At 47.5% G+C, this 26,921-nt stretch carries 28 protein-coding genes and 1 pseudogene; 8 read left to right on the top strand and 21 right to left on the bottom strand.

The annotated features are described in order from the left end of the window. Positions 1-332 precede the first annotated feature (332 nt). The 5 genes and pseudogenes from BM265_RS03535 to BM265_RS03515 all read left to right on the top strand — a co-directional run bounded on the left by BM265_RS03535 (position 333) and on the right by BM265_RS03515 (position 6,587). Positions 333-2,687, top strand: coding sequence for a serine/threonine-protein kinase (locus BM265_RS03535; RefSeq protein ID WP_074960093.1), 2,355 nt, complete (start codon positions 333-335; stop codon positions 2,685-2,687). A gap of 151 nt (positions 2,688-2,838) precedes the next feature. Next, positions 2,839-3,117, top strand: coding sequence for a hypothetical protein (locus tag BM265_RS03530; protein ID WP_143098665.1), 279 nt, complete (start codon positions 2,839-2,841; stop codon positions 3,115-3,117). Positions 3,118-3,180: 63 nt separating this feature from the next. Then, positions 3,181-4,527: an SPFH domain-containing protein gene (locus tag BM265_RS03525; RefSeq protein ID WP_074960089.1), complete on the top strand. Its 1,347-nt coding sequence runs from the start codon at positions 3,181-3,183 to the stop codon at positions 4,525-4,527. A gap of 120 nt (positions 4,528-4,647) precedes the next feature. After that, positions 4,648-5,726 (top strand): annotated as a pseudogene (locus tag BM265_RS03520) (hypothetical protein). Between the two features lie 12 nt (positions 5,727-5,738). Beyond that, positions 5,739-6,587 carry a TPM domain-containing protein gene (locus BM265_RS03515; RefSeq protein ID WP_074960087.1) on the top strand — a complete coding sequence of 283 codons (849 nt, stop codon included), beginning with the start codon at positions 5,739-5,741 and terminating at the stop codon, positions 6,585-6,587. 74 nt (positions 6,588-6,661) lie between these two features. On the opposite strand, the gene BM265_RS03510 is transcribed toward BM265_RS03515, so the two are convergent. The 8 genes from BM265_RS03510 to BM265_RS03475 form a co-directional block, all read right to left on the bottom strand. Then, positions 6,662-7,144: a hypothetical protein gene (locus tag BM265_RS03510; RefSeq protein ID WP_074960086.1), complete on the bottom strand. Its 483-nt coding sequence runs from the start codon at positions 7,142-7,144 to the stop codon at positions 6,662-6,664. Positions 7,145-7,152: 8 nt separating this feature from the next. After that, on the bottom strand, positions 7,153-7,971 hold the full coding sequence (locus BM265_RS03505) for an AraC family transcriptional regulator (protein ID WP_074960084.1): 819 nt from the start codon (positions 7,969-7,971) through the stop codon (positions 7,153-7,155). 931 nt (positions 7,972-8,902) lie between these two features. Then, positions 8,903-9,376, bottom strand: coding sequence for a GGDEF domain-containing protein (locus BM265_RS03500; RefSeq protein WP_074960082.1), 474 nt, complete (start codon positions 9,374-9,376; stop codon positions 8,903-8,905). Between the two features lie 36 nt (positions 9,377-9,412). Beyond that, positions 9,413-10,294, bottom strand: a complete 882-nt coding sequence (locus BM265_RS03495) for a sensor histidine kinase (RefSeq protein WP_074960080.1) — start codon at positions 10,292-10,294, stop codon at positions 9,413-9,415. A 96-nt stretch (positions 10,295-10,390) separates the two neighbouring features. Further along, positions 10,391-11,149, bottom strand: coding sequence for a hypothetical protein (locus BM265_RS03490; RefSeq protein ID WP_074960078.1), 759 nt, complete (start codon positions 11,147-11,149; stop codon positions 10,391-10,393). Continuing rightward, complete coding sequence (locus tag BM265_RS03485; RefSeq protein ID WP_074960076.1) at positions 11,146-12,063, bottom strand: ATP-binding cassette domain-containing protein; 918 nt, start codon at positions 12,061-12,063, stop codon at positions 11,146-11,148. The genes BM265_RS03490 and BM265_RS03485 overlap by 4 nt, the downstream gene beginning before the upstream one ends. 89 nt (positions 12,064-12,152) lie before the next feature. Continuing rightward, the gene (locus BM265_RS03480; protein WP_074960075.1) at positions 12,153-12,824 is read right to left on the bottom strand and encodes a response regulator transcription factor; all 672 of its coding nucleotides are present in this window, start codon (positions 12,822-12,824) and stop codon (positions 12,153-12,155) included. Positions 12,825-13,050: 226 nt separating this feature from the next. Continuing rightward, entirely contained in the window at positions 13,051-13,431 is a 381-nt protein-coding gene (locus BM265_RS03475; RefSeq protein WP_074960073.1) for a hypothetical protein, read from the bottom strand. Positions 13,432-13,721: 290 nt separating this feature from the next. Between BM265_RS03475 and BM265_RS20975 the strand changes: the two genes are divergently transcribed. The 3 genes from BM265_RS20975 (at position 13,722) to BM265_RS03465 (ending at position 18,053) form a co-directional block, all read left to right on the top strand. Next, positions 13,722-14,300, top strand: coding sequence for a sodium-dependent transporter (locus tag BM265_RS20975; RefSeq protein WP_347500715.1), 579 nt, complete (start codon positions 13,722-13,724; stop codon positions 14,298-14,300). 22 nt (positions 14,301-14,322) lie between these two features. After that, positions 14,323-15,126 (top strand): sodium-dependent transporter, encoded by an 804-nt coding sequence (locus BM265_RS20970; protein ID WP_347500714.1) that lies wholly within the window; start codon positions 14,323-14,325, stop codon positions 15,124-15,126. Positions 15,127-16,118: 992 nt separating this feature from the next. Then, entirely contained in the window at positions 16,119-18,053 is a 1,935-nt protein-coding gene (locus BM265_RS03465; RefSeq protein ID WP_074960072.1) for an EAL domain-containing protein, read from the top strand. Between the two features lie 55 nt (positions 18,054-18,108). On the opposite strand, the gene BM265_RS03460 is transcribed toward BM265_RS03465, so the two are convergent. From BM265_RS03460 to BM265_RS03400, 13 genes are all read right to left on the bottom strand, one after another. Continuing rightward, entirely contained in the window at positions 18,109-18,387 is a 279-nt protein-coding gene (locus tag BM265_RS03460; RefSeq protein ID WP_074960071.1) for a hypothetical protein, read from the bottom strand. 67 nt (positions 18,388-18,454) lie between these two features. Next, a complete protein-coding gene (gene nth, locus BM265_RS03455) occupies positions 18,455-19,093 on the bottom strand; it encodes an endonuclease III (protein ID WP_074960070.1) in 639 nt (212 codons plus the stop codon). Positions 19,094-19,097: 4 nt separating this feature from the next. Continuing rightward, positions 19,098-19,697, bottom strand: a complete 600-nt coding sequence (locus BM265_RS03450; protein ID WP_074960069.1) for an SMI1/KNR4 family protein — start codon at positions 19,695-19,697, stop codon at positions 19,098-19,100. Positions 19,698-19,728: 31 nt separating this feature from the next. After that, a complete protein-coding gene (locus BM265_RS03445) occupies positions 19,729-20,523 on the bottom strand; it encodes an alpha/beta fold hydrolase (protein ID WP_074960068.1) in 795 nt (264 codons plus the stop codon). 115 nt (positions 20,524-20,638) lie between these two features. Then, positions 20,639-20,905, bottom strand: a complete 267-nt coding sequence (locus tag BM265_RS03440) for a hypothetical protein (RefSeq protein WP_207646947.1) — start codon at positions 20,903-20,905, stop codon at positions 20,639-20,641. Positions 20,906-20,993: 88 nt separating this feature from the next. Continuing rightward, on the bottom strand, positions 20,994-21,737 hold the full coding sequence (locus tag BM265_RS03435; RefSeq protein WP_074960066.1) for a leucine-rich repeat domain-containing protein: 744 nt from the start codon (positions 21,735-21,737) through the stop codon (positions 20,994-20,996). Positions 21,738-21,796: 59 nt separating this feature from the next. Beyond that, positions 21,797-22,726, bottom strand: a complete 930-nt coding sequence (locus BM265_RS03430; protein ID WP_074960065.1) for a leucine-rich repeat domain-containing protein — start codon at positions 22,724-22,726, stop codon at positions 21,797-21,799. Positions 22,727-22,785: 59 nt separating this feature from the next. Then, on the bottom strand, positions 22,786-23,142 hold the full coding sequence (locus BM265_RS03425) for a leucine-rich repeat domain-containing protein (RefSeq protein ID WP_278287600.1): 357 nt from the start codon (positions 23,140-23,142) through the stop codon (positions 22,786-22,788). Beyond that, positions 23,143-23,505 carry a hypothetical protein gene (locus tag BM265_RS03420; protein ID WP_074960063.1) on the bottom strand — a complete coding sequence of 121 codons (363 nt, stop codon included), beginning with the start codon at positions 23,503-23,505 and terminating at the stop codon, positions 23,143-23,145. 54 nt (positions 23,506-23,559) lie between these two features. Then, entirely contained in the window at positions 23,560-24,420 is an 861-nt protein-coding gene (locus BM265_RS03415; protein ID WP_074960062.1) for a leucine-rich repeat domain-containing protein, read from the bottom strand. A 51-nt stretch (positions 24,421-24,471) separates the two neighbouring features. Next, positions 24,472-24,786, bottom strand: a complete 315-nt coding sequence (locus BM265_RS03410; RefSeq protein WP_074960061.1) for a hypothetical protein — start codon at positions 24,784-24,786, stop codon at positions 24,472-24,474. A 161-nt stretch (positions 24,787-24,947) separates the two neighbouring features. Next, entirely contained in the window at positions 24,948-26,150 is a 1,203-nt protein-coding gene (locus tag BM265_RS03405) for a saccharopine dehydrogenase family protein (RefSeq protein ID WP_074960060.1), read from the bottom strand. Between the two features lie 62 nt (positions 26,151-26,212). Continuing rightward, a complete protein-coding gene (locus tag BM265_RS03400) occupies positions 26,213-26,836 on the bottom strand; it encodes a hypothetical protein (RefSeq protein WP_143098664.1) in 624 nt (207 codons plus the stop codon). Positions 26,837-26,921 lie beyond the last annotated feature (85 nt).

Here is a 26,921-nt window from a genome sequence, read left to right as displayed (position 1 = left end):
TTACACAACAAATATACCCTGTCTGGATATATATATAAAATAATATCACATCTTTTGCTTAATGTCAAGAAATTAACAACTTCGTATCGGTTTTAAAGCCCGCTCTGCCCTCGAAAAACAATTACATTTTCCCTCACTGCCGTTACCGAATTGAAAGATTTGTCCCCCGAAAAGCGCACCGACGCAAGTATAAGTTGCGATATGTGCAAATCGGGTGAAAGTAAAATGAAAGGTTGATTATTAGCCTTGAAAATAATGTGAGTTTATGATATAATGTGGGTGAAAAAGATGATCTATGATAAATATCAAATATAAGGTAAGGGGGTGAGCATATGAAAGATATAGGCGAGAGACTTTCAGCCTACGAACCGCTGTGGGAGAACTGGTATAAGGATTCCTACCTTGGCAGCGGTGGTTCGGGCAAGGTATATAAATTCCGTCAGGAACTCTACGGACAGGTGAGATACTGCGCAGTCAAGGTACTGCCCATTATCCTCGACAGAAGCGTCTCCACTACCCGCGAAAGCCGTGAGCAGGAAATGGCAGAACGCAAACAGCAGGTGGCAGAAGAGATAAAGAATATGTACCGTCTTGGCGACAAGCCCCATCTGGTGCACTGCATAAACCATACCTACCGCGATATCATCGGCGATGACGGTGATGTTATCGGCTTTGATGTGCTCATTCAGATGGAATACTACACCACCCTCACCGAGTACATAAACAGCAGGGGAGTGATGTCCCCCCGTCAGGTGGCAAAGCTGGCTTCACAGATAGGTGAAGCTCTCCGCTCCATGCAGGAGATAAATATGCTCCACCGCGATATAAAACCCGATAATATCTACGTTGACGATAAAGGCGAATTCTACCTGGGCGATTTCGGCATAGCCAAACAGACAAGGGCAGGAAGTTTCGCCACCTTTGTGGGAACTCAGCCATTCATGGCACCCGAGGTCTGGAATGCCCGCACCCCCAACGAGCAGCATTACGGCGCTTCCGCGGATATCTATTCTCTCGGTATAACCCTGTATTATCTGCTTAATGAAGACCGTCTGCCTCTGGTGAATGAGGGTGATAACCGCAACGCCATCGACGCGGCTATATTTTCAAGACTGAGCGGCAAGAACTTCGGCAAGCCGAAAAACGGCAGTGAAAAGCTGAAAAAGCTGGTTATGGACTGCTGTGCTTTCGATCCCGCAGACCGTATCCCCGATGCCGAGAGATTTCTTGCAGCACTGGAAGGCTGCTATTATACCACCGAAGATACGGATAATACTGAAGATACCAAGTCCCCCGAAACTACCCCTGTTAAAGAGGAAGAACCCGACACGCGGGACGACCTTGAACTGACCGACAGCATTTTTGTCCGCCCGGGAGATACCGATGAGGAAGAGGAGGAGCTGATAGTCCGCCCCGCCCCCGCAAGACCCGAGCGCCGAAAAAAACAGCTCCCCGCAAAGCTCCCGCCAAAGGAGAAAGAGCCTGCGCATCTGTCAAAGGCTACCAAAAGGGCGGCACTCATCATAGGTCTGACCATCTGCTTTTTACTTGGCGTAGGCGGTCTATTCTTCACCAAGACCATATGTCTGCACCACTGGCAGGCAGCCACCTGCACCAAACCCGAGACCTGCACCCGCTGCGGAAAGACCCGAGGTGAACTGGCAGATCACGATTTTGAAGAAGCTACCTGCACCCACCCCAGACGCTGTAAAGTCTGCGGACTGGAAGAGGGCGACAAGCTTGAACATACCTGGATGCAGCCTGACTGCACTCACCCCAAGACCTGCTCCGTATGCGGCAAGACTGAGGGCGAAGCACTGGGTCATACATGGAAAGACGCTGACTGCGAAATGCCCCAGTACTGCGAAGTCTGCGGGCTCATAGGTCAGGATGCGCTTGGTCATAATTGGAAAGAAGCCACCTGCATCTCTCCCAAGACTTGCGAGAGATGCAAAAAGACCGAGGGCAAGGCTATCGGTCATAAGTGGAAAGCCGCTACCTGCACCGAACCCGAGACCTGCGAAAACTGCGGCGAGACCAAGGGCAAGGCAAAGGGGCATAGCTGGAAAGAAGCCACCCTCACCAAACCCAAGACCTGCTCGGTCTGCGGTGCCACCGAGGGTACAGCCCTGAACTATACCTCCAAGGGCACCATGTACGTGGATACCGACGGCGGTACCCTGGCACTCCGTGAGGAAAAATCCTCCAGTTCAAAACTTCTGGCTTCCATACCCGACTGCACTCCAATACAGATATGGTATACAGGCAGCTCAGCTTGGTACTATACCTTATATAATAATACCTACGGCTACGTAAATTCCTACTACCTCTCTTCCACCGACCCCATGCTTGGGGACGGCGTGGTAAGTGGCTGGTACGATGTGGGATATATGGACGAACTTGAGGTTACGGTGGATTCCGCCGAGATAGACGGCAACAAGCTGACCGTTGAGCTGAACATATACAACTCCGGCTCCGATTTCCTCTGGCCTGACTTATACATTTATTATAACGGCTCCGAAAACGCAAAGGGCAACCTCATCGATTCCACGGATATCATACTTACGCCCTACGGCGAAAGAACCGTAAAAGTCAGCTGCCGCACCACAGGCAGTTTCGGCAGAGGCAGCCTGAAAAACATAGTGGTGGTTGACGGAAACGGAAATAAAGTCATTCTTGAACCATGATTTTTGCTCATGATGTATTAAGAAATCGTCAATATATCCAAAAAAAATCAGATGAAGGTATTGCAATCAGTAAAAAAATATGTTATAATATTGTAGAAAGTTGTGTAGCTTTTCAACTGTTGATGTATATTTTGTGAACGGAGGGATGACCGTGAAAGTAGCGTTGCGCTTTTTGAGATCGTTTCTGTTCAATCTTCTGATGAACCACTGGGGCGGAGTAGTAAGTGCGGTACTGCTGGTACTGCATTATACTGTAGGGCTCCCGATATGGTATTTCAGGGTGGCTCTGTGTGGCTGGCTGTTCATCATATTTGTGATGACACTGTTCCTGCACTGGGTAGGCAGACAGCCCGATGCCCCGAAAAGACCGAAAGTCAACAAGAACCCATATTCGCAGAAGGGCTATAAGACTATAAATACACACAGATAAATATACCGTGACAACTGGTATCATATAGAATTTATTTTTCAATTTTTTAAGGAGGGTCTAACTATGGGACTTATTATGGCAGCCATCGGCGCAGCAGCCGGTACAATGGCAGATCAGTGGAAGGAATATTTTTACTGCGAGGCACTCCCCGATGAAGTGCTGATGGTAAAGGGACAGAAGGTAGTTACAGGCAGAGGTCAGAACACCAAGGGCAATGATAATATCATCAGCGCAGGTTCAGGTGTAGCAGTTGCTGACGGACAGACAATGATCATCGTTGAAGACGGTGCTATAATAGAAGTCTGCAACCGCCCCGGCAGATATACCTTTGAACTGGGTACACCTTCGCTGTTTGCTGACGGCAAGCTGGGTACCAAGATCAAGGAGACTTTCAAGCAGATCGGTCAGCGTATAGGCTACGGCGGAGATCCCGGAAAAGACCAGAGAGTATACTATTTCAACACCAAGCAGATCTCCAACAACCTCTTCGGCACCCCCGAGGTAGTACCTTTCAGAGTTGTTGACTCCAAGATCGGCCTTGATGTGGACGTTTCCATCAAGTGCAGCGGTATGTACACATTCCAGATCGTTGACCCGCTGCTGTTCTACACAAATATCTGCGGCAATCAGGCTGTTGAATATAAGAGAGAGACCATCGCACCCAGAATGAAGGCTGAATTCATCGATGCGCTGACTCCCGCATTCTCCACCCTTTCGGATATGGAGATCAGACCCAACCAGATCCCCGGCAAGAAGACCGAGCTGAAGAACGCAGTAAATACTGCACTTGCTGATACATGGGGCAAGAATATGGGTATCGAAGTTGTTGAAGTTGCCATCAAGGCTCTCAACCTGCCCAAGGAAGATCAGGAAATGATCAAGCAGGCTCAGCAGGAAAGCCAGAAGCTCTTCATGGAAGGCAGACGTATGAGTATGTATGCTGATCCCACCATGGCAGCAGGCGGACTTGTTGCAGCTCAGGGCGACGCTATGCGTGCGGCTGGCAGCAATGCAGCAGGCGCTATGACCGGATTTATGGGCGTTAATATGGCTCAGCAGGCAGGCGGCATGAACGCTCAGCAGCTCTTCGCTATGGGTCAGCAGCAGGCTCAGGCAGCAGCTCCCGCAGGCGATAGCTGGACTTGCTCATGCGGTACAACAAATACAAGCAAATTCTGCCAGAACTGTGGCTCTCCCAAGCCCGCACCCGCAGCAGCTGATGGTTGGACCTGCTCATGCGGCACAGTAAATCAGGGCAAATTCTGCCAGAACTGCGGTTCTCCCAAGCCCGCAGGTGCTAAGGTATATAAGTGCGACAAGTGCGGCTGGACTCCCGCGGATCCTTCCAATCCGCCCAAGTTCTGCCCCGAGTGCGGCGACGTATTCGATGATAACGACGCTACCAACTGATAAGCGCATTTTAACCGAATAATACACGATTGCAGAGGTGCAGGCATCTCTGCAATCGTTTTGTATAGCAAAGGCGGTCAATGCCTTTTGCTTTTAAAATATTGATTAGGAGAAACACACATGGCAGTACAAGAATATAAATGCCCGTGCTGTGCAGGCGCCATCGAGTTCAACTCTCAGGTGCAGAAGATGAAATGCCCCTACTGCGAGACCGAGTTCGAAATGGATACCCTGCTGGCATACGACGAAGACCTCAGCACAGACGGCAACGACGAGTTAGACTGGAATCCGGAAGCTAACCAGTGGCAGGAGGGCGAGACCGATAATATGCGTGTCTATACCTGCCAGTCCTGCGGCGGCGAGATAATCGGCGACGAGACCCTGGGCGCTACAAAGTGCCCCTACTGCGATAACCCCGTTGTCATGACAGGTCAGTTCCGCGGCACCCTTAAACCCGATTATGTCATACCCTTCAAGCTGGATAAGAATGCCGCAGTGGAAGGTTTTAAAAAGCACCTTGTGGGCAAAAAGTTCCTGCCCAAGGTCTTCAAGGACCAGAACCATCTGGACGAGGTAAAGGGCTTATACGTCCCATGCTGGCTTTTTGATGCCGATGCTGACGGCGGCGTGCGTTATAAATGCAGCCGTACACATTCCCATACCTCGGGAAACTACCGCATCACCGAGACCAGCTACTATTCAGTATACCGCGAGGGTACCATGTCTTTTGATAATATCCCCGTTGACGGTTCTACCAAAATGCCCGATGACCTTATGGAATCCGTAGGTCCTTTCGATTTCAAGGACGCAGTACCTTTCCAGACCGCCTATCTGGCAGGCTATCTGGCAGATAAGTACGATGTCAGCGCTGATGATTCAACAGAACGTGCCACAGTACGCGCCAAGGAAAGCGTTGACGACGCATTCAGAAAGACCGTATCGGGCTATTCCAGCGTAACCAAAGAGGGCGATAACCTCCGCCCCTTAAACAGGCAAAGGCAAAGTACGCGCTCTACCCTGTATGGGTGCTTACCACCAGCTGGGAGGGTAAGACATTCCTCTTCGGCATGAATGGTCAGACAGGCAAATTCGTAGGAAACCTGCCCTGCGATCCCAAGGCATTCTGGCGCACATTCTGGATAACATCGATAATCGCAGCCATAGCCATATTCGGCGTAGGCTATTTGTTCTTCAGATAGGGGGTGCGCATCATGAAAAAGATATTTGCAGTCCTTGCGGCAGCAGCAGTAATGATAATAAGCGCAATACCTGCCTTAGCTCTGATCCCCGAAGAATACGCATCACAAAACTTGTATGCCCCCGAAAGATTAAAGCCCCGCGTGGTGGATGATGCTGATATCCTCCCGGGTTTCGCAGAAGATAAGCTTCTTTCAAGGCTTGATAGTATAAGCGAAGAGCATAACATCGATGTAGTCCTCGTGACCGTCAACTCCCTTGGCGGAAGAGCCCCCGATAAGTTTGCACGGGATTATTTTGCATACAACGGCTTCGGCATGGGTGATGGAAAGGACGGATTCGTGTTCATGCTCGCCATGGATACGAGAGATTATTCCATTCAGTGCACAGGTAAAGGCGAAGAGATATTCAACGATTACGGCACAGGCTTCCTTGTTGACCAGATGTACGGTGATCTCCATGACGGAGATTACTACGATGCCTTCGATAAATACGCCGATATCAGCGAAGATTTTATCAAGGAATGGGAGAAAGGCACGCCTTACAGCGCAACTCACAGAGCAAAGGGCAAGCTCCATCCGGGCTGGATATTAGGCGCTCTGATAGGCGGTGCTGTAATTGGTCTCATCGTTTCTGAGTCTATAAAAGCCCAGCTTACCAGCGTATCCATGCAGCACGGCGCAGATGACTATATCCGCAAGAACAGTTTCAAGCTGACTGTTCAGCGCGATAACTTCCTGTACAAAAACGTTACAAAAACGCGCATCGAGAGCAGCAGCGGAAGCAGCGGCGGCAGCCACGGACACGTTTCACACGGTTCGTCAGGCGGACACTCCTTCAGCGGACGAAGCGGAAAATTCTGATAACAAAAAATCGGCGGAGAACATAAAGTCCTCCGCCGTTATTTTTTTCTCTCGAATTTCCACGAAAAGCGAACTTACCGCTTTTCCGCATTCTTCCTCGCCCTTATCTTCTCTATCTCAGCTATTATCTTGTTCGCCCAATCATCGTCCTGCGCACCCACGGTGAACACCTTGAAACCGTAAGTACGACCGTTCTGCGCCACCGAGATATCATCGTCGATATGCAGATCAATGCGGTACTTGCTGGGATATTTCGAGGGCATACCCTCAGAATGTCCCTTCTGTACCTCGTCAGCGTGGCGCTGACCGTTCACCACTTCATCAAGCTGTATCCCGTAACTGCGGAACATACCGCGGATATACCTCTCCGACCGAAATGACGTGGTGTATATCCAAAGCTCGATACCCGCACTGCGGATATATTTCATAAGTTCTATGGTCCCTGCCCGAAGCCGTTCCTTGTAAATAAGGTTCAGCGGAAATCTCAGCGCGGGTTCAACTTTAAAATTCTTCTCTGATACGAAAAGCGTATCATCAAGGTCAAAAGATACTTTCATAGCCGCCGTTAATCCCTGGTAAATTCCTTGCGGTACTCTCCGGGAGTTATCTCCTCATACCTCTTGAAAAGCTCGCACAGGTATCCGGGGGTGCAGAAACCGGTCTCCACAGCTATCTGTTCGATAGGCTTCTCTGTGTTCGCCAGAAGCTGCTTAGCTTCGCGTATACGGCGCTTAGCCACGTATTCCGTAGGTCGGCAGTCAAGTGATTTCCTGAAAAGCCTGCAAAGATGCTGCTTGCTGACCCCCGATACATCACACAGCTGTTCCAGTGTTATCTTCTCGGGATAATTGCGGTTTATGTACTCGATAGCCTTTACCAGCGGTCCCGAAGGCTCGCTGCCCTCGTATTCGCCTGATACTACTCTGTAAAAATCTATCAGGAAATTGTAAAGCAGTCCCGATGCCCGATAATTTCCAAATATTGTATCACTGCGGAGAGCATCATGCATCTTCATAAAGCCCTCTTCCAGAACATTTATATCGCTGAGCCTGAAAACCCGGGGCTCAGTCATGCCGAATTCTTTCAGCATACGGTCGTAGCCGTAACCCCCTGCGGTTATCCAGCGGGTATCCCAGAGGTCGCCTGTGGTGTAGTATTCGTGAGGAACATCAGCAGGCAGGAAAAAGCCCATATTCGGGGATATACGGTAGCTGGCGCCGTTCACATTGAGCATACCGCTGCCCTTAGTGCAGTAGATTATCTGAGGGTAGCGAAAGCCCTCGGGTCTGCTAACGTGGGACTGATATTCATTCTGACCGATGGTTATTATGTAGATAGGCAAACGTGTCTCTGTGCCTACGATAGGGTAATCGTCAAAGAACATAGTGTGTAACCTCCATAGGTTAATATTGTTATATTTATAATACCACAAATACTCACCATCGTCAAGAGCAAACAAGCAATCGTGCAAAATTCCACATTCTAAATAATTGTAGCGTATTGGTTTTGTGCAATTGCACAACGAGCGAATTTTCGCGGCAGGAAACTTGCGAACAAAACAAACTAAGCCGCGAAACAAAGCGTGCGGTCAAGCCTCGCGCTAGCAGGCTTGCGGGAGTTGAGGGCAGAGCCCTCAACTCAAGGCGCAAAGCCGTAATATATAGCAAGCTATAAGAGAACAGCAAACTCCCGCTCATGTCAAAAAAGGCGCGGCACGCGGTCGACGCAGTCACCGCTACAAAAATCCGAGCGTGGACAATACAACCGTCCACGCTCAAACTATCCGCGTGTATTATTGCTACGCCGTCATCGGACAGCGAAGCGTTTCCGATGACTCGACCCGCAAGGGGCGACATTGTCTACCGCAGTACGTATGGATAAGAGTGCCACACTCTGTTGTGTTCAAAAACGAATACCTGTCCGAAAGTGCTATTAGTCCAAAAATCAGGACTTTGTTAGTATAGTCGGACATTTGCTGTGTGCGCTAGTTTGCGAGCTTTCGCCCCTCGTTCCTCGGGTCGAGAAATCAACGAGCTAACGCCGTTGATTTCAGGCGCGGCAATAATTTCCGCAAATAGTTTGAGCGTGGACGTTTGTATTGTCCACGCTCATTTTTTTGATTATTGCCGCGCCTTATTTGGTCGGTAGTTTGCTATGCTCTTCTAGTTCGCTGAGCATTTTAGTTTTGTGCCTTGGTGATTGAGGGCTCTGCCCTCAAACTCCCGCAAGCCTTTCGCGAAAGGCTTGAGCCAAAGCTCTATTCGCGGCATAGTTTGTTTAGTGCGCAGGTTTTCTGCCGCGACACCCCATCTTCACTAATGCCCCGCATGATACCTTTCCTTATCAGCACGCATCCTTTCATATGCGGTCTTCAGCGCCAAGCGTATATCCTTGGCGGACTCAGCAAAGCATTCTCCCGCCGCAAAACTGATAACGTCTGATCTTTCCAGCCTTTCTTTGGCTTCGGCTATGCTCTTCATGTATCTGTCAAACTCTTCTTTTCTAAAGCACCGGAACACTACAACAAATTCATCGCTGCCGAAACGGTAGTACTCTCCTCTGCATTCTGTGGCTTCCTGAATTATCAAAGCCACTTTCCTGACCTGAACATCGCTCATCAGATGGCCGTGATAGTCGTGATATTTTTTCAGATCATTTATATCGGTAAACAGTACGCCTATCGGTACGCCGAGAAATTTGCTTTCTCGTTCCGCCATGTCGGCAAACTCTTCAAAAGCTTCCTTTTTATAATAGCCTGTCTGTACGTCAATATTATCCGGTACATTCATTATATCACCTCATTTTATGGCTACCCAGAATACCCCTCACTGCATAGTGATAGTCAGTATAAACTTCCCGTCTGAAAGCGTAGCAGAGATTGTCCCGTCCAGCATCTCGGTGAACTGCTTTGCTATTGCCAGACCCAGTCCCGTATTCCCCTTGGTTCGAGAGATATCAGTTGTGTAGAATTCATCGAAGATATGCTCGGTGTCGATATCCTGTGAGATAATGTCGTTCTCAAAGGTTATGCGCATATCGTCCCCCTCGATCACTGTTATGGTAAGGTCGCCTGTGCCGTGTTTCAGGGCGTTGCCTATAAGATTATCGAATATCCTCAGCAGCATATTCCTGTTTGAGGATATCATGCGCTTGCGCTGGTTGCAGTTGAATACTATCTGCCTGTCCCTGCCGCAGTAATCATCGTAGTAGTGCACGATAGCTTCTTCAAGAACAGCCACGATATCAACGTTTGACCTGTCGGGGCTCTTGCCGCGGGAGATTATCTTCCACAGCTCGAAGAATGAGTTTATCAGCTCCTGAAGCCTGATAAGGCGGTTCTCGATTATGGCAAGTTCTCTGCTCTTTTCTTCCTCGGAAAGATCGGAGTGCTGTATCAGGTCGATATAGCCCATCGCCGAGGTCAAAGGTGTGCGCAGGTCGTGGGACACATTGGTTATCATCTGTTCAAGAGCGTGGTTTTTCTTTTTGTAGTCAGCCTTGGTCTCGCGTATCTCTTTCAGCATGGAATTTATCTCCACGATAAGCTTATCCGCCATGCCGTTTTCGCCGTTGATAAGGCGGTTTGTATCCTGACTTCTCAGCTCTGCCAGCTGTCTCGCTATGTTTGCCAGCTCTTTCTTTTCAAGCATAAAAAGCGCCGTCACGACAGCAAGGATCACCGATAATATTATAACTGCCGCTGTCATGACGGCACCCCCAATTCTAAAAATATTATATCCAGCACCAAACGCCGCAGCTGAGTTTTTCGCCGCGGCGTTCAGTAAACTGTCAGTTTACTTTTTTCAGACTTCTCTTTTTTTCCATATCAGATATCCCAGTACGCAGGATATCACGGTAACTACAGCTGATATTATGTAGCAGTCGGTTCGGTAGCTTTTTGAACAGCCTAAAGCAAGGTTGGCTATCATGGTGCTTACCTCGAATTTTATCAGCTTTTGGCAAACCTTTTGTGCGCCGTCTATCTCGCAGAGTATGGATATGATAAATGAATACACCAGCGGTGTGATTATCACGATGGAGTTGAAAGCCGCACCCTTCTTGAAAAAGAAAGCAAAGAAAACGAATGCCGATACTATCGCCACAAATACAGGAAACTGTCCGAAAAGTATCTTTGAATACTCACCTAAGGGCGAACTGTACTTGCTGCCGTTTACAGCGCGGTTCACGAAATAGAACAGATAGTTCGCTCCGAGGAAGCAGCCCAGTGAATAAACAAGGGCAAACAGGGTCTTTGCAAAATAGAATTTCCCTTTGCTGATGGCTGAGGTTATGGTGTTCTTGATGGTGTGCTCCGAAAATTCCGCAGTGATTATGCCGAAAACAGGCATTATCAGCAGAAAGTAGTACACAAGGTTCATGGCAGTCTGTAAGATATCCAGCTTGCGGTCTGCATTCAGGTCGAAATCTCCCCCCAGCAGTATGCCTCCCGGTTCGTGGTTGGCTATGGAAAGCATGGATACCAGAAAAGACACCAGCCAGAATATTATGAAGCCCTTTGTTTTGACTATGCGGTAAAGATCCGCTTTCATAAGATTTATCATGACTTCACCTCCCCAACCAGCTGCTTGAAATAATCCTCCAGCGAAACGCCTGATTCGTGTATCTTCATTACATCAACATCGTTCTGCACCAGTGTCCTGTTGACGATGTTGGGCTTGGCGTTCTCGTCGTATATCCTTATCTCGTGGCTGTCTATCACCTTGTAATCGGTTATGCCCAGCTGTCTTTCAAGTACATTCGATGCTTTTGCTGTATCGTCTGTACCAAGTGCTATGCATCGGCTGCATTCTAGGTCAAGCTCGGATTTTGATACCTCTTTCAGTACCTTTCCGTTTTCGATGAACATGAACCTGTTAGCCACTGCATAAAGTTCAGAAAGGATATGGCTGGAGATTATCAGCGTCATGCCCCTTTCGTGTGAAAGCCTGCGGAAAGTCTCACGCAGTTCGCTTATGCCTATGGGGTCAAGACCGTTGATAGGTTCATCGAGTATAACTATATCGGGATTATCCAGTACCGCAAAGGCTATGCCAAGCCTCTGCTTCATACCCAGTGAAAATGTCTTGAATTTTTTATTTCTGGCATCACTCAGCTTTACAAGTTCAAGTACCTCGTCTATCTGCCTGCGGTCGGCTATGCCTTTCTGATAGCAGTAGTAGCGCAGGTTCTGGTAAGCTGTCATATTCCCGAAAAAGGCAGGGCTTTCAATAAGACATCCTATGCGGCGCTTTTCGTTTGCCGCCGCCAGACCTGTTTTTCCGAAAATGGAATACTCGCCGTTTGTGGGTTCGGTAAGTCCCGAAACCAGTTTCATCATTGTTGTCTTGCCCGCGCCGTTTCTGCCGATAAGACCGTAGATATCTCCTTTGTATACAGTCATATCGGCATGGTCCAGGGCGGTAGATCTTCCGTAGCTTTTTGTAAGCTGCTTTGTCTGGATCACGATCTCTCGCATTTTCTTGACCTCCGTTCTTTTGTTGTTTTTATTATAACAGCAAGGTCTTAATAAACACTTAATTCAACCCTTAAAAAATCCTTAACCGATCATTTCTTCATGCGGTAGCCTATGCCCCAGACGGTTTCTATGTATTCCTCGTCGCTGCATTCTTTCAGCTTTTTGCGGAGCTTGCTCATATGTACGTTCAGGGTATTGTCGTCGGCAGAATTTTCATAATCCCAGACGGTATCGTAGATAAGGCTTTTGGTGCAGGTGCGGTTCTGGTTCTCCATGAATAGTTTCAGCAGTGCGAATTCGTAGCGGGGCAGTTCAACGGGCTTGCCTGCCACCGTCACAGTAAAATCTGTGGCATTTAGCTCGATATCTTTGTAGACTATCATCTCCCCCGATGCAGCCCCCGAATTCGCCCTCAGCCTTGCACCGATACGTGCAAGCAGCTCATCATTATTGAAAGGCTTTGTAATATAGTCATCAGCCCCCAGAGAAAAAAGATCCACTTTTTTCTCAACATCGTGTATGGCGCTTGTGATTATAACAGGGACATTGTGCTTTTCTTTCAGTTCCCTGATAACTTCATCACCGCTGCGCCCCGGCAGCATGAGGTCCAAGAGTATAAGGCTAACGTCCTTGCTGTGGGCGAGAAGCCCCTCAGTGCCCGAATAGGCGCTTATGGTGCTGTAACCGTTCTGCCTAAGCAGTATGCGGAGCATATCATTTATCTCTGAATCGTCTTCTATTATAAGTATTGTTTTCTGCATAGTTTTCTCCTTCCGTTTTGTTTCCTTTTCAGAAAAGTTCAGTCTTCATCTTCGATGCTTTTTCACCGTATCTTTGTATGGGCGGGGTAATGAACAAGTCCGTTATATATTATAACAAATTATTTCTTGAATGTAAAGAGATTGGGAAAGAATTTGTCGGTTATACTATGTATGGACGCTCTTGATCTGAGAAAAAAATCAAGGCGGGTGCTGACCCGCCTTGTGATTATCTGAGTATATCGTCTGCCACATCTCTGCCTGTGTCGATGGTGTCATCTATGACATCGTTGCCGCCTTCGAGGATATCATCTATGCCCTCGCCTATACGGCTCATTACGTCGCCCGAATCATCGCGGGAAATGTCATTGTCACGGTGTGATGAGAGCTCCTCCTTTTTTGATGAGCTTTCGTCACGGCGTGAGGAAGTTTCGGCTTTGCTTGAAGTATCGGACTTTGAAGTAACAGCAGGACGTGTTGTGGTCACAGTACTGCTTTCCTCATATTTGCCTGCCTTATACTCCGAATCGCTGCGCTCACCTGCCGAGCAGGCTGTTATGGCTGCCGCCGCCGACAGCGCACAGATAGTCACTGCAAGATATCTCTTCATTGTTATCTTTCCTTTCTTTTATGGTATACTATTGTTAAACGGTGTTTCTCTGCCGTTCACTGTTTTTATTATTGACCATGCTAACGTGATTATACGGTGTCATGATAATATACTAAATTTTACCGATTGAAAGTTCATAAAAAAACTGACCGTAATTCATTTATTGGGTTGCAATAAAATCGGAAATATGCTATAATGTCAAAAGGTAAATCTTATTTAAATTTTTGATATTTTCATGCCTGATCGGATAGGTGGCATGAGAGATATCAAGGAAACGGAAGTGTTAGAAAATGGAAAAATCAAGCGGAACAAAGCGTAATTCATTTTCAAGCTCCCTGGGATTCGTACTTGCGGCGGCAGGTTCGGCGGTGGGACTTGGAAACATCTGGCGATTCCCATATCTTGCGGCTAAAAACGGCGGCGGTATATTCCTGGTGATATACCTGGTACTCGCCCTGACATTCGGCTTCACACTGCTGGTCAGCGAAGTTGCAATGGGCAGAAAGACCAAGCAGGGCTGTCTTACAGCTTACGGTGTACTGCACAGCAAGTCAAAATGGATAGGCGTTATCGCGGAGATAGTGCCTTTCATGATACTTCCTTACTACTGTATCATAGGCGGCTGGGTGCTGAAATACTTCACCGTATTCGCTACGGGCAACGGCGCTGCTGCTGCGGGTGATGATTATTTCGGCGGGTTCATAACCTCGACTGTTTCACCAATAGTATTTGATGTTATATTCCTTGCAGCGACAGCTGTTGTGATCGCACTGGGCGTAAACAAGGGCATCGAGGCTATATCCAAGGTGCTGATGCCTTTGCTGCTGCTGGCTATCATCGGTATAATCAATATTCTCTCTGACCCTTAAAGGTGATGACGGCAGGACAGGCATGGAGGGCTTCAAGATATTCGTTGTGCCCAACATTGACGGCATGGGCGCAAAAGAACTATTCCACGTTGTGCTTGACGCTATGGGACAGCTGTTCTACTCCATAAGCGTGGCTATGGGTATCATGGTAACATACGGTTCCTACTTCAAGGACGATGAGAACCTGATGAAGTCGGTAAACCGCATTGAGATATTCGACACACTGGTAGCTTTCCTTGCGGGCGTTATGATAATCCCTGCGGTATACGCATTCCTCGGCTCAGATGGCATGACAGCTGGTCCCGGACTTATGTTTATTGCACTGCCCAAGGTATTCGAGGCTATGGGTCCTGCGGGCACATGGATAGGTGCTGCATTCTTTATAATGGTACTGTTTGCAGCGCTGACAAGCTCCATATCCATACTGGAAGCTGTTGTTTCTGGCTTTATGGACAAGTTTGGCTGGTCACGTAAAAAGGCAGTTATCATCGAGACAGTTGCTGCGCTGGTGCTTGGCGTTATCATCTGTCTGGGCTACAATGTGTTCTACTTCGATCTGACATTGCCTAACGGCAGCGTTGGTCAGATACTGGATATATTTGACTATATCTCCAATAATATCCTGATGCCTGTAGTTGCAATCAGCACCTGCGTACTTATCGGCTGGATAGTCAAGCCCAAGACCATCATTGACGAGGCAACCAAGAACGGCGAGCGTTTCGGCAGAAAGGGTATGTACATCGTTATGGTGAAGTTCATCGAGCCTGTACTGCTGTTTGTTCTGCTGCTGGGTTCACTGGGTGTCTGGGACAAGTTACTGAAATAAACGAAGTTTCGTGGTTATATACTTTTTTGGGGGGCACCATCGGTTTGCGATGGTGTCTCGCTTTTTATAGAGAGCGAAATCCCGCGGCAGAAAACCAGTGCACCAAACAAACTATGCCGCGAATAGAGCTTTGGCTCAAGCCTTTCGCGAAAGGCTTGCGGGAGCGCGAGGGCAGAGCCCTCGCATCAAGGCGCAAAGCCAAAATGCACAGCGAACAATAAGAGCAAAGCAAACTACCCGCCCCAAAAAGGCGCGGCAATAACAAAAAATCGAGCGTGGACAATACAAACAGTATACGCTCAAACTATGTGCGGAGAATTATTGCCGCGCCCGCTGTTAAACAGCGAAGCGTCTTTGACAGCTCGCCCCGCAAGGGGCGACCTTGGCTACCGCAGTACTTCGGATAAGCGAACTGCACTTTGTTGCATTCAAAAACGAATACCTGTCCGATAATGCTATCAGTCCAAAAATCAGGACTCTGTTTGTGCATTCGGACATTTGCTGTGTGCGCTAGTTTGTGAGTTTTCGCCCCTCGTTCCTCGGGTCGAGAAATCGGATTCGCTTCGCTGTCCGATTTCGGGCGCGGCAATATTTTCACGCGGATAGTTTGTGCGGTGGCATACGGTCGCATACGCTCGGATTTTTGATATTGCCGCGCCTTATTTGGTCGGAAGTTTGGTGTGCTATTTACTGCGTTGTTGCCGCGTCGCTTTGGTGCCTTGACCGAGAGGCTCTGCCTCTCGAGCTCTCCGCAAGCTTTTCGCGAAAAGCTTGAGCAAAAGCTCTATTCGCGGCTTAGTTTGGTTGGAGCGCAGGTTTTCTGCCGCGAAAAGCTCTCTCCCTTGGCATCCGCCCCTCGGTTTGTTAAATTTTTACATAGCCATTAGTATAAAATTCACAATGATGTACTTTTCTTCTTGAATTTTAAAAGAGAATATGATATAATTATAAATAAATTGCGAATCTTTATCCTGCCGTAAAGGAGGGAGAAAATGTCATCGATAACTTTATCTAAGATAGTGATGTATGCCGCATCGATGCTGATAAGCACAACTGGCATACTTTTTACACTGCTGAACCGACGTACCGATAAACAGCAGAATAAATTGTATCTCGCTATGCTCGTGATACTCGACCTAAACTGTATGTCTGAGATACTTGCAGCCTGCAATACTATTCGGGCGGCTGTGTCGCCTGTTGCCGCTATGGCAGTGAGGTTCGGGCATTTTTCCTACTTCCTGCTACACTCCATAGTGCCGTCGATATTCCTGTTCTACGTGCTTTACGTCTGCGGCGCGAATCTTAGTGGCAAACGAAAACGCTATATGCTGGTGACGATACCTGCATTTTTCATAGAAGCCATAGTTCTCCTGAACCCCGCTACAAAGTGGATGTATTACTATGACCGAAATATGGTCTACCACCGCAGCTGGGGGCTTATGGTGATTTACGTCCTCAGCGGACTGTACATAGCTATGGCGATATTCATGCTGCTTTTTTCATGGAAAGCCCTTAACCGCAAGCGCCGCACTGCGCTGATATATTTCTTCACCGTGGCGATACTTGGTATAGTGGTACAGCTGATAAACTACGAGATACGCACCGAGCTCATCTCCGAAGCCATAGGTCTTCTGGGCGTTATGATAGCCATCGAGATAGAGGACGACCGCATCGACGCAGGCATGGGCGTATACAACCGCCGTGCCATAAAATCCGATATGCATACCTATATCGTCAGCGGCAGAAGCCTTTCCCTTGTGTGCGTGAAGATCACCAATACCGATATGATCAAGCGTGCCACAGGTACGGATAATACCGAAGCCCTTTCAAAGCTGGTGGCTGAGTATCTCCGTACTCTCGTGCCCAGATACTATATCTACAGCACAAATCCCGGTACCTTTATGATAACCGTCATGGGTACCGATGAAGATAAGGTCACATGGCTTTCCGAGACCATCTCCGAAAGATTTGAAAAGCCCTGGAAGATAGGTGATAACGAGATACCGCTGAAAGTACTTGTCATGGCAGCTGACGTTCCCGGAAGGATACGCAGTGTCAGCGATGCGCTTTATATGGCGGATAGCCCTGTGCCCCAAAAACTGGAGAAAAATATCCTTAAAGGCTCCGACCTTGACTACCTGCTCCGCCGTGCCGCAGTGGAAAGTGCCATTTCGCGCGGCCTTGAACAGCATAATTTCGAGGTCTTCTACCAGCCCACCTACCGCGTTTCCGATAACACCCTACACGGTGCCGAAGCGCTGATACGTCTCCACGACCCCGAATTGGGCAACCTTTTCCCCGATGAATTCATACCCATCGCCGAGCAGATAGGTCTTATCGACGATGTTGACGACTACGTTTTCCGCGAGGTCTGCGAGTTCATAAAAAGCGGTATCCCCGCCTTGAACCTCATGGAATCCATAAACGTCAACCTTTCGGTGCTGCAGTGTATGCAGCCTGACTTTGCCGAACACGTCATAGAAGTTGCCGAAAGCTTCGGCATCGACAAGACCATGATAAACTTCGAGATAACCGAATCCATAGCCGCCAGCGATTACAGCGCACTCAGCAGGGTAGTTCGTATCCTGAAAAGGCAGGGTTTCCGCTTTTCGATGGATGACTACGGCACAGGCTATTCAAATATGCAGTCAATATTCAGGCTCGATTTCGATATAATCAAGATCGACAAAAGCATACTCTGGAGCGCTGAAAAGGGGCAGATGGGTCAGATAGTCCTTGACAGCAGCGTGCGCATGATAAGGCAGATGCGCCGCAAGATACTGGTTGAAGGCGTTGAGACCGAGCATCAGCTGCAAATGCTCCGTGACCTGGGTGTGGATTATGCTCAGGGCTACCTCTATTCAAAGCCCATCTCCAAAAGGGATTTCATAGCCCTGATAACAAATGCCAAGCACGTGACCTCCTAGATATATTTTCAGGAAAAGCGGCGCTCTCCCTCGGGAGAACGCCGTTTTTCTGTTGTCATCTGCCGCCCAGCTCATGCCATTTCCCCTCGGAGATATCCTCACCCCGCGGAAAAATACCAGTGCTCTCCGTATTTGAAGCCGCCTGACCCTCAGTCATGTCCTCCGCCGCGAAAGTCTCCCCGCCGCATTCGGTCACAGCCTTTTTCAGCGTCTGAAAATTCCCGATATCACGAGCCATCAGCAAACGTCTCAGCTCAGGTGAAAGAGAAGCGAAAAACGCTCTGCTCTCCCTGTCCCTGCCCAGCAGCTCCGTAAGTTTCCTGTTTTCTTCCATGTGAACACTCCCCACAAAAAAATACCGAGGTCATCCCTCGGTATCATTCTGCCCAAAATTCGGCTTATCATTCACTTTTTGAAACGCATATATTCCTAAGCGGACAGCCGCCGCATTTCGGGCTTCTTGCAGTACAGAACTCTCTGCCGAAAAGCACCAGTCTGTGGCACAGGTCGTTGCTCTTGTCGGGTGGAAGTATCTTCCAGAGTTCCTGCTCCACCTTGGCGGGCTCCTTGCTCTTCACCAGACCAAGCCGCCCTGTTATGCGTATACAGTGGGTGTCCGTCACCACGGCGGGCTTGTGGTAGATATCCCCCATGATGAGGTTCGCCGTCTTTCGCCCTATGCCGCTGAGTTTCGTCAGCCCCTCCAGGGTGTCGGGCAGAGTCCCGCCGTGCTCATCGCGGAGCTGTATGCACATCTCCTTTATGGACTTCGCCTTGGTCTTGTAAAGTCCGCAGGGCTTAACTATCTCCTCGATGTCCGATATATCCGCATCGGCAAACTCCGCTATGCTGTGATACTTTGCAAACAGGTCCTTTGTCACGATGTTCACCCGCGCATCGGTACACTGCGCCGAAAGCCGCGTTGCTATCAGCAGTTCATGGGGCTGAGAATATTCCAGCGAGCACTTCGCATCGGGGTACTGCTTTTCAAGCCCCTCTATCACCTGCAATGCAAGGTCTTTTTTCTGCTTCAGATTCATAGGCTCACTCCCATATATCAGCGTGCTGAAAATTCATGGAATACAGCGCGTCCGTCAGTTCATCGGCTGATTTTCCCTCCACCAGCGGACGGTATTTGTCGCTGAGGTACCTGATGTTCTCGGTGAAGTGCTCACCCTCCACATCTTCCTCATTCTCCGCCGCCAGAAGCATCTGTATGTACACGAATTCATCAAAATCACGGCCGTAGACAGTAGGCGCTTCATAGCTGTCATGGGGGTACAGCACCACCGCAGGTTCGGGATTGCCATCGGTGTACAGCAGGCAGTACATATCCCCGCCGCCCTCATGCCCGAAAGGCACAATGCGCACGCCGCTGCGTATCCTGAGCTTCTTGTCCTCTTCCATCCATGAAGCCAGCTTTGCAAGCTCCTCAGCCGCAGACTGTACCTCTTCAAACAGGTACATCTCGCAGGCACCGTCCAGCATCAGGAACGCCTTGCTGTCGCTGATATACTCCCTGATACGGGCTTTCCGCTCCCCCTGACTAAGCTCCAGCCAGCTCATGGCACCCATGTCGTATATCCTGTGGAAAGCCTGCGGAAACCGTATTTCCTGCTGTCTTTCAAGTTCTTCAAGTGTCATACAAACGCCTCCTGTCCATTATTTTACTCTTTTACAGCCCCTCTTTTATCGCCTTTTTCAGAAGTTCCGCGTAGCCCTTTGGCTTTTTGATTTGCAGACCGCAGTGGGCATAGCCGCTTATACCGCGGTATACAGCCACAGGGTACGCCTTCACCAGACGTTTGCGGCACTTCACCGCAGGCTCTTCATTTGAATGGAAGAATATCATCTTCCGCTGTTCGCCCTCGGTAAAATGGGGCAGCTTGCAGTTGTAGCATATCTTCACCATGTTGCGGATGGTGCTGTCCGAAAAACTTCTCCGTTCAGCGGTTATAGAGCGTATCATGGGCTCAAACTCCGCCGCCTTATCCTTTGCCACGAACTTGATAATGCCGCTTTCCATCACCTTGCTGTAAGCTTCCTCATGGTCGTCAGTATCGAATATCTTCACAAGATTCCTGAATCTCACATACATGAACCGCCTGAACGCAGGCTTAAAATCGAAGAAAGGACCGCCGTCAAAAAAGCATCTGTGAACAGGTATGCCCTTTGCATTCAGCAGTTCATACAGCGCCAGCGCCACCTCCGCGCCCATTGAACTGCCCTGTATCAGCGCCAGTCTGTCTATGCCATTCTCCCTGAGATAGTCCAGTATCTTTGAAGCCTCACCCTCAGCGGAAAGCAGGTCAGTGCCGTCGTTACCGTGACCGTCCAGCGTTGGCATGATGACATAGTAATCATCAGCCAGATACTTCCCGAAGCCCCTGCAGTCCTTAGCAGTACACAGCATACCGTGTATCAGCAGTACCGCAGGATTCTCTTTGTTTCCAAGTGTTTCAAATGTCATTGTTGACCCTCCGTTTGTTTATATATTTTTCTGTCGCTGAAACTGCCCGTGACCGACACTCTCAGCATCTTAAAATCATCGGGCGACAACCCCGCCGCCCGAATCTGTTTTGCGTTTAACCTAACTTAGATAAAAACTTGTAAACAGGGATATTCAGGATCACTCCCGCAATAGCCCCAAGCGCCGCTGTTCCCACGAACAGCAGAATAAACTCCACTAAAAAGTTAGTATGGATATTTGCTATGCCCTCGCACACAGCGTACACCGCCGCGAATGAGATCACAGCGCGTATTCTGCTTTTGCTGTTTTTGAATAAGAAGCCCAGCAAAAATCCCAGCCCCGCCCCGATGATAAGAAACACCACCGTGTCCGACTCGAACAATTCTCCAAATATTGGTAAATACTTCATTTACACCAACCATACCTTTCCCGCTGATACGGCAAGCCGCCTCAGCGAATGCTCATAATGCTTATATAACATCTTCTGCCTTATCGTAAAATGCCTGTATTTGCTCATCGGAAAGCCCGGTTCCATAAAATGCATATTCGCCGACCCTTTTCAGTCCTGCTGGCACATTTATCTCTTTGAGATTTCTGCAAGTATCAAAAGCAGCTCTATCTATCTCCTCAATGCTGTCAGGTAAAGTGATTTTTTCTAGATAAATTAAAAAAGCAAATGCGTGATAATCTATTTTGGTCATTCCTTCCGGAAGTTCGAGCTCTTTTATTTTTGTATCGGAAAAAGCGTCTAGCTCTATTTCACGCAATGAACTTGGCATATTTACATTAGTAAGGTTTTCACAATCATCAAAGGCAAACGCGCCAATTTTTTCCACGGAATCAGGTATTATTACCTCACGGATATTATCGTTGAACGAGAAGCGTAAGTGAGACTTTAAGCCTGTTCTTTTGGCAGGAAAATCCACCGGCTTTTTATCGCTGAAAGCATGATACCCTATCTCCGTAACCTCAACTCCGTCAATCTTATCGGGAATATGTACATACAGATAAGGTCCAAGGTAATCAGTGATGGTTATTCCGCCGTTGTCGTTTTTCTCATATCCAAACATAAATGCGGGCATACCTATCTTCCAGAACACCGCCCCAAAAATGGCATAGACCGCGATAAGCAAAAGCAATATCGCAGCTACTATATACCTGATTTTTTTCTTGGGACGTGCCACAGCCTTTTGTCCCGCTTCATTTAGTGTCATACTGTATGATCTCCTTAAAATCATCGGGCAACAACCTACGCCCGAAAGTTTTTTGATAATTAATCTATGACCTCTTCCGCCTTATCGTAAAATGCCTGTATTTGCTCATCGGAAAGCTCGCTTTTAAGAAATGCATTTGAGCTGATTTTTTTTAGCCCGTCAGGCACATTTATTTCTTTGAGATCATTGCAATTTGCAAAAGCATAATCATATATTTCCTCAACGCTGTCAGGCAGTGTGACCTTGGAAAGCGCACTTCCATAAAATGCAAATACACCGACCTTTTTCAGTCCGTCAGGCAAATTTATTTCTTTGAGATCTTTGCAATATTCAAAAGCATATGCGTTGACTATTTTCAGCCCGTCAGGCAAATTAATTTCCTTGAGATTATTGCAATCTGCAAAAGCACCATCACCTAATTCCTCAATGCTGTCGGGCAGTGTGACCTTTTCAAGATAAGGTAAATACCCAAATGCGAGGTGCTCTATTTTGGTCATTCCTTCCGGAAGTTCAATTTCTTTTATACTTGTAAAGGTAAAAATACATTCGCCTGTTTCACGCAGTGAACTTGGTATATTTACATCAGTAAGGTTATAGCAACGATGAAAGGCGAAAGATCCTATTTTTTCCACGGTATCAGGCAATCTTACCTCACGGATATTTCGGCAAACCAAGCTCTTAAATTTAGTTTTGACGCTATGTGAATCAGAGTCGTTATCGAAAACTCTACGCCCTATCTCCGTAACATCAAGACCATCTATCTTGTCAGGGATATGTACGTGAAGATAAGTTCCGTAGTAATTAGTGATGGTTATGCCACCGTTGTCGTTTTTCTTATATCCAAACATAAATGCGGGCATACCTATCTTCCAGAACACCGCGCCCAGAATGGCATAGACCGCGATAAGCCCAAGCAATATCGCAGCCACTATATATCTTTTTTTCCTGGGACGTGCCACAGCCTTTTGTCCCGCTTCATTTAGTGTCATACTGTATGATCTCCTTAAATCTTCGTGCGGCAAGCCGCCTCAGCGAATGACCGTTATGCTTACTTGACCTCTTCTGCCTTATCGAAAAATGCCTGCTTTTGCTCATCGGAAAGCCCGCTTTTAACAAATGCATTTGATCTGATCTTTTTCAGCCCTTCAGGCACATTTATTTCTTTGAGTTTTGGGCAACTATAAAAAGCACCTTCATCTATCTCCTCAATGCTGTCAGGCAGTGTGACCTTTTCCAGTTGATATGAAAAAGCAAATGCGAAATCATCTATTTTTGTCATTCCTTCCGGAAGTTCGATCTCTTTTATACTAGTATTGGCAAAAGCGCCTGCGCTTAATTCACGCAATGAGCTTGGCATATTTACATTGGTAAGTTTATAACACCAACTAAAGGCAAACCAGTCAATTTAAACCACGGTATCAGGTAATCTGACCTCACGGATATTTTTACTTATAAATAGCTGAAAGGCAGATTTGTTTTTATCATTTGTATCGCCGATAGAACCATGCCCTATCTCCGTTACTTCAAGCCCGTCTATCTTGTCTGGTATATGTACGTGCAGATAAGTACCGTAGTAATTGGTGATGGTTATGCCGCCCTTGTCGTTTTTCTCATATCCAAACATAAATGCGGGCATACCTATCTTCCAGAACACCGCGCCCAGAATGGCATAGACCGCGATAAGCAAAAGCAATATCGCAGCCACTATAAACCCGATTTTTTTCTTTGGACGTGCCGCAGCCTTTTGTTCTTCTTCATTTAGTGTCATACTGTATTATCTCCTTAAAATCTTCGTGCGGCAAGCCGCCCGAATCCGTTATGCTTACTTGACCTCTTCTGCCTTATCGAAAAATGCCTGCTTTTGTTCAGCGGAAAGCCCGCTTCTTAAAAATGCATTTGAGTAGATCTTTTTCAGCCCTTCAGGCACATTTATTTCTTTGAGATTTTTGCAATCTGCAAAAGCTAAATAATCTATCTCTTCAACGCTGTCAGGCAGCGTGACCTTGGAAAGCGCGGTTCTATCAAATGCATATGCGCTGACTATTTTCAGCCCGTCAGGCAAATTTATTTCCTTGAGATTATTGCAATCTGCAAAAGCAGCACAATCAATTGCCTCAATGCTGTCGGGCAGTGTGACCTTTTCAAGAGAACTTGAACCTAAAAATGCGTGAAAATCTATTTTGGTCATTCCTTCCGGCAGTTCTATCTCTTTTATTTTTGTATCCATAAAAATATTACCGCCTAACTCACGCAGTGAACTTGGTATATTTACATCAGTAAGGTTATTACACCCTCCAAATGCAAGCAAGTCAATTTTTTCCACGGTATCAGGTAATCTTACCTCACGGATATTTCGGCATACCAAACTCTTAAATTTATCTTTGGCGCTATGTGGACTTAACTTGGGACCGAAAGCTTCAAACCCTATCTCCGTAACATCAAGCCCGTCTATCTTGTCGGGTATATGTACGTGCAGATAAGGTCCGTAGTAATTGGTGATGGTTATGCCGCCGTTGTCGTTTTTCTCATATCCAAACATAAATGCGGGCATACCTATCTTCCAGAACAGCGCTCCCGATACTATATAGATCACGATGATCCCAAGCAAGACCGCAGCCACTATATGCCTGATTTTCTTCTTGCGTGGCGGCGTTTCTGCTGCCACGTCAACATTTTGTATCAAACATTATCATCTCCGTAAAGCTATCGGGCGACCCACTGCCGCCCGATAATATTATGTTTTTTTCTTAGCCAGAAGCATATAAACAGGGAGATTCAGAGCTATCCCCGCCAAAGCCCCCAACGCCGCTGTTCCGATGAACAGCAGAATGATCTCCAATAAAAAGTTCGCACGCATAGGAATATCGGCTATTATCTCACAAAGGGCATATGCCGCCGCGCAGGAGATCAACGCGCGATTCCTGTGTCTGATGTCTTTAAACAGAAAGCCGAACAAAAACCCCAACCCTGCTCCGATAACGAATATTATCACCGTATCAGACTCAGTCAGCTCGCTAAGTATTGGTAAATATCTATTTATAAAATCCATAGTTTTGAACCCCAAAAGCAGTCCCTTGACACGCCGTTATTTAGCAAGGTGTTTTCTTCCCCCGCCGCAGGCGGGGGAAGAAAATACCACCAACCATCTTTTTTACGTCTGCAAAATGATTGATCTCAAACAACGTATAAGCGACTCACTTTAATTATGAATTAGTCCACGAGTACAGGATTGAAATTCTCTGTCCAAGGCAGACCCCACTTGTTCAGTGCTTCCATGAAAGGATCGGGATCGAATTCCTCAACGTTGTATACGCCGGGCTTCTTCCACTTGCCTGTCAGCACCATCATAGCGCCTATCATTGCGGGTACGCCTGTGGTGTAGGATATAGCCTGTGAGCCAACTTCCTTGTAGCACTCCTGATGGTCGCATACGTTGTATACATAGTAGGTCTTGTCCTGACCATCTTTCTTGCCCTGGAAGATACAGCCGATATTGGTCTTGCCCTTAGTTCTGGGGCCAAGGCTTGCAGGATCAGGCAGTACAGCCTTCAGGAACTGGAGAGGTACTATCTCCTTGCCCTCGTACATGATAGGCTCGATGGAAGTCATACCAACATTCTCCAGACACTTCAGGTGTGTCAGGTAGCTCTGACCGAAGGTCATGAAGAAACGTATCCTCTTGATGCCCCTGATATTCAGTGCGAGGGATTCCAGTTCTTCGTGGTGCAGCAGGTACATATCCTTTTCGCCCACCTGATCGAAGTTGTATACTCTCTTGATCTCCATAGGCTCAGTTTCTACCCACTTGCCGTCCTGAATGTAGCTGCCCTTTGCGCTTACCTCACGGATGTTGATCTCGGGGTTGAAGTTGGTAGCAAAGGGATAGCCGTGGTCGCCGCCGTTGCAGTCCAGGATATCGATATAGTTTATCTCATCGAAGTAGTGCTTCTGTGCATAAGCGCAGAATACCCCTGTAACACCGGGGTCGAAGCCCGAACCCAGCACAGCGGTGATGCCTGCTTTCTCGAATCTCTCGCGGTAAGCCCACTGCCAGCTGTATTCAAACTTAGCAGTATCCTCAGGCTCGTAGTTTGCGGTATCCAGATAGTCCACCTTGCATTCAAGGCAAGCGTCCATTATATGCAGATCCTGATAAGGGAGAGCCACGTTGATACAGATATCGGGCTTGTACTCCTTCATCAGCGCCACCAGCTCGGGAACGTTATCAGCGTTTACCTGTGCGGTAGTGATATTTGTCTTGGTCTTGCCCTGAAGCTCCTCCTTGAACTTGTCGCACTTGGACTTTGTCCTGCTGGCGATACAGATATCGGTGAACACCTCACTGTTCTGGCAGCACTTGTGTATAACAACACCTGCTACTCCTCCTGCACCTATTATCAAAGCTCTTGACATTTTAACATCTTCCTTTCGGTTTTAAATTTTTATTGGTAAAGCGGATAGATCCGCATATCTATTTAAGTATTATCAGCATCGTCCTTGCTGCCTGAATTTTTATTCAGCTCTTCCCTGACCCACATCTTCCAGCTTATCTTATCATTGATATGCACGATGATCATCACAGGTATAACGATTACCGTTACTGCTATCGTGATGATAATAATGTAAAATGACACATAATACAATGGTGAGAAATCATCGTAAATAAACTTTGCCTTCTTACCATCAGTGCTGACAGCATACCCTTCATGAATATCATAGGCGTTTGATGTTTTCTTCGTCACACCAAGCACCTCACCGTGTTCGCCTACATAAGCGATCCTGAATTTGCCGTATTTTTTATATAAGTTTTTAGCAGAACAATTCAGATAAAGACGATAACTGTCACTTCCGTCCAGATCGAAGTATTCCAGATCTGTTGAATGGATGGACAGTGACATATAACCGTCCTCGTTATACCTGGCTATTTCGCTGTTTTCATCTATTTCCATCGGAACCCTGTCAACGACCAGAGTTTGGTCGGCAAGGGGTTTATTTGGAATAAAATTGAAAACGGAATAGCTTTCATCAGTGCTGTCTATCTTACCGAGAATATCTGCGTATACTGTTCCCTCGGGCGCACCGCTGAATTCTATTTTCATGATATCTCCTTTATTAGGAGGGGTTCGAACGATATGCTTGACAATATAAACAGCACCTAATATGCTCAGTATTATCATCAGCACA

The sequence above is a fragment of the Hominimerdicola alba genome, assembly GCF_900112155.1.
Classification (GTDB): Bacteria; Bacillota; Clostridia; order Oscillospirales; family Ruminococcaceae; genus Hominimerdicola; species Hominimerdicola alba_D.
This window is presented reverse-complemented; position numbering and strand designations above follow the sequence as displayed.